This window comes from Streptomyces sp. SID5785 (assembly GCF_009870065.1).
GTDB lineage: Bacteria > Actinomycetota > Actinomycetes > Streptomycetales > Streptomycetaceae > Streptomyces.
Window position 1 is genome coordinate 1 of the sequence record NZ_WWIA01000711.1, and the last position, 2,588, is coordinate 2,588.

Sequence of the window (2,588 nt, forward strand, 5' to 3'; positions counted from 1 at the left end):
ACGACGCTGCGTCAGATGCGGGCGGACCCGCCGCGGTGAGGGGGCGCTGCCCGTGCGGCGGTGCGGTGGTCAGCGCGCGGGGGCCGCGTCGGGGGTGTCGGTGCCCTCGGCGCCGGCCGGAGCCTCGTGGCCGTCGAGGGCGACCGCCGCGACCACGTCGGTCCGCCCGTGCGCCGTGGTCGTGGACCACCAGGTGGTCAGAGCGTCGACGAGCAGCAGGCCCCGGCCGGACTCGGCGTCCGTGCTCGGCGCGCGGACCCGGGCCTCGGTGGTTCCGGCCCGGCCCGTGACACCCACCCACGCGAGGTGGTCGGAGAGTGCGACCGTGATGCTCACCTTCGCGCTCGGCGTGTGACGGACGCTGTTGGTGACGAGTTCGCTCACGATCTGGATCAGGGCGCCGGTGATGTCGTCGGGCAGGTCCCAGTCGCTGAAGGAGCTGGACACGTAGGCCCGGGCCCGGTGCGGTGCCTGCTCGTCGCAGGGCAGGTGTCGCGTGACGTGCCACCAGGCCAGGTCCTGCGTCTCGCGTATGGTCCGCGGCAGCGGGACCCCGGCCCGGACCGCGGCCCCTGATGCGGGCCCGGGGCCGCACCCGTCCGTGTCGTGGCCGTCCCGGGTGTGCGGCAGATGTGTGCTTCGGGATGCGGGGGAAGTCATCGGTCCAGGCCTCCCGCTGCGGGGTGGTCGCGTTTGCGCCGGCGGCCGGGACGGTGAGTGGGAAGCATGGTGATCTCCTTCCTCAGAACTCCTGATATCACAGTAAGACGCTCCTGAGATATCAGCAACCGGAGACGGGAGGGGCGGAGGCCGGAGCGGCGCCGGGGTGTCAGGTGTGCCGACCGCCGGCACACATGTGTCGGCCCGGGGCGAGAGGGTTGCTCCCCTCGCCCCGGGCCGATGTCGTGCGTGGTGGTCGCGGAGTGGGTGGACGAACAGGGTCGGCAAGCGGAGCCGCCGCGAGGCCCGCGCCTCAGGCGTACTCGTTGTCCCACAGCATGGTGCGGATCCACCACCGGCCGTCGGGGTCGCGGTTGACCTGGATGGAGTTGACCCCGCGGAAGGCCGGCTCGGTGTCGTCGAGTGCGTGCTTTCCGTCGTAGGAGCTCCACACCTGGCCGATGTCGCCGAACAGCCGTACCTCGCTGGCGACTTCGACCTCGTACAGGTCGGCGGCGTCGAGCACCGGAGTGACCGCCTCGACGAACGCGTCGAACGTCAGCTCCTCCAGGCGTGACCGGCCCGACTCGTCGCGCCTGATGCGCATGAGGCGGCAGTCGGGGTGCAGGACCTCGCGGTCCCGTGCCCAGTCGCGCGGGCCTGCGGGGCCCGACACGGTGGCGTACATCTCGGCGACGAGGTGTCGGACCTGTTCTTCGTCCGAGGCCTTGCGGTCCGGACTCTTCTCATCTCGTTCAGGGTGCATGGGGGCAGCCTACGCATATCCATAACGTGTGTTGCGTGAACGTGGGTGTCGTAAAGGCGCCACCGCGTACGAGTCGCCGACGTGTGCGGTGCGGCGGACGCCGGGGCGGGCGAAAAGGCAGGTGTGCGGGCAGGCGCGAGTGCGGAACTGCACTGTGCGGCAGTGCCCGCGGGTGCGTATCGACAAGTGGCCCGATCGGGCAGGGCAATTCCGTGGAGGGGGCGGGCGGGATTTCTGCCTAGCCTCGTTCCCGGGGCTCCGTCCGCTCCAGATCTCTCCGCGCCCCAACAGGCGCTCCCTTGTCAGGAGAAGTGATGTCGAAGGAATCCGGGTTTCGGCCCGTAGCGATAGAGCGGCGCAAGAACGGTCATGACCGCGATGTCTCCGACGCCCTCGCCGCGAACATGCGCTCCGGCTGGGCGAAGGCCGAGCCGCGGGATCTGGAGCCGATCGCCCAGGCCGCCGAGACCGCCCGTCGCCGCGCCGCGCTCTCCGCCCGCTTCCCCGGTGAGCTGCTCGTGATCCCCGCGGGCCGTCTGAAGACGCGTTCCAACGACACGGCCTACGCCTTTCGCGCCGCCACCGAGTACGCCTACCTCACGGGCGACCAGTCGGAGCAGGGCGTGCTGGTCCTCGAGCCGCACGCCGCGGGGCACCGGGCGACGCTCTACCTGCTGCCGTGCTCGGACCGCGAGAACGGAGAGTTCTGGCTCGACGAGCACGGCGAACTCTGGGTGGGACGCCGTGACTCGCTCGACGAAGCGGCGGTGCTGTACGGGCTTGCCACCGCGGACGTGCGCGGCCTGCCGGATGTCCTGCGCGTGAGCGAGTGCCCGGCGCGGATCGTCCGCGGCTATGACGCGCCGGTCGAGTCCGCGGTCGCCGGTCGGATCTCGCAGTGGCGCGACGAGGAACTGCTCGCCTTCCTCGCCGAGGCGCGCCTGGTCAAGGACGCCTTCGAGATCGGCGAACTGCAGAAGGCGGTCGACTCCACCGTGCGCGGTTTCGAGGACGTGGTGAAGAACCTCGACCAGGCCCGGGCGACGAGCGAGCGGTACGTCGAAGGCACCTTCTTCCTGCGGGCGCGTGTGGAAGGCAACGACGTCGGCTACGGCTCCACGTGTGCCGCGGGGCCGCACACCTCCACGCTGCACTGGGGACA

The 2,588-nt window shown here is 71.0% G+C and carries 3 protein-coding genes; 1 reads left to right on the forward strand and 2 read right to left on the reverse strand.

Going from position 1 to position 2,588, the window contains the following annotated elements; all coding sequences use genetic code 11:
• Window positions 1-69: 69 nt before the first annotated feature.
• Both GTW43_RS23320 and GTW43_RS23325 read right to left on the reverse strand, forming a co-directional pair.
• Window positions 70-660, reverse strand: a complete 591-nt coding sequence (locus tag GTW43_RS23320) for an ATP-binding protein (RefSeq protein ID WP_161303981.1) — start codon at window positions 658-660, stop codon at window positions 70-72.
• 313 nt (window positions 661-973) lie between these two features.
• Entirely contained in the window at window positions 974-1,426 is a 453-nt protein-coding gene (locus tag GTW43_RS23325; protein WP_161303982.1) for a hypothetical protein, read from the reverse strand.
• A 314-nt stretch (window positions 1,427-1,740) separates the two neighbouring features.
• Between GTW43_RS23325 and GTW43_RS23330 the strand changes: the two genes are divergently transcribed.
• The coding region (locus tag GTW43_RS23330) for an aminopeptidase P family protein (RefSeq protein ID WP_202501843.1) at window positions 1,741-2,588 on the forward strand (848 nt) is incomplete at its 3' end.

Bases quoted from the DNA above. Each gene is read 5' to 3' on its own strand.
- GTW43_RS23320 (WP_161303981.1), bottom strand. From the start codon at position 660: ATGACTTCCCCCGCATCCCGAAGCACACATCTGCCGCACACCCGGGAC.
- GTW43_RS23325 (WP_161303982.1), bottom strand. From the start codon at position 1,426: ATGCACCCTGAACGAGATGAGAAGAGTCCGGACCGCAAGGCCTCGGAC.